The sequence below is a fragment of the Oleiphilus sp. HI0086 genome (genome assembly GCF_001635225.1).
Genome location: NZ_LWFZ01001435.1, coordinates 1 through 812, shown reverse-complemented (window position 1 = coordinate 812; position 812 = coordinate 1). Strand labels below are relative to the sequence as shown.

The following is an 812-nucleotide window of genomic DNA, read 5'->3' as shown; positions in this document are numbered from 1 at the left end:
ACTCGCGAGATCTGCGGCTTCCATCTGTAGGTCAAAGCCATCCAGAATATTAGCAACCGTATCCTGCCCCTCGCCGTCGCCAACTAATGAACTATCTATTGCAGTACCTAGTTCACGAAGCTCCTCTACAAACGCCTTTACCTGAGCCAAGTTAGTCGCATTTGCTGTCTCACTGGCCGTACCTTGGTCACCGTCGTCGCTAGCTACCGCTTCATCTGCCAAGGTTTCATCGGCTGCTACATCATCTTCTAGGCTTTGAATATCCGTAACCGCATCAGCAAACTCTTCACCTAAAGCTACGATATCGTCTTCAACTTCTTGGATAACCTCTTGAGCATCCTCTAGAATATCGCCCAAGTCAGTCACATCATCACTCACAGCATTATCACTCAAGCCTGAATCAGCAAAGCTCTCTGCAAAGCTTTCAATTGCCTCGTTGATTGAGGTGCTATTAGTGGTGTCATCACCTTGAACAGCACTCACAATTGCTGCATTAATCGCTGCATACTGAACGACATCTGCATCGTCAGCTAATTGCGCTGCAACGGCTTCTGGGTCAGTTAAATCAACGACTGGGATCTTAGTAATATCCTGAGTCAAACCAAAACGGTCAGCTACTTGAGAATTGGCATTGTTGACAGCTTCTTGGATGTTAAATTCTGACACTGTGCCGCTTTCGATAACGCTTTGGGCCAATGTCGCAGCAACCGTTGTAAGTGGCGTTACGTTAACAGAGACCGTTTCTGTACTCTCTGGTAAAACCGCGCTTAAACTTAAGTCACCAGCTGCCAGATCTAAAGAAGCACCAAATT

Annotated in this window: 1 protein-coding gene; it reads right to left on the bottom strand. The window is 46.7% G+C overall.

Annotation, left to right across the window (positions count from 1 at the left end; all coding sequences use genetic code 11):
- On the bottom strand, positions 1–812 hold an 812-nt coding region (locus tag A3756_RS28310; RefSeq protein WP_197481523.1), incomplete at both ends, for a hypothetical protein.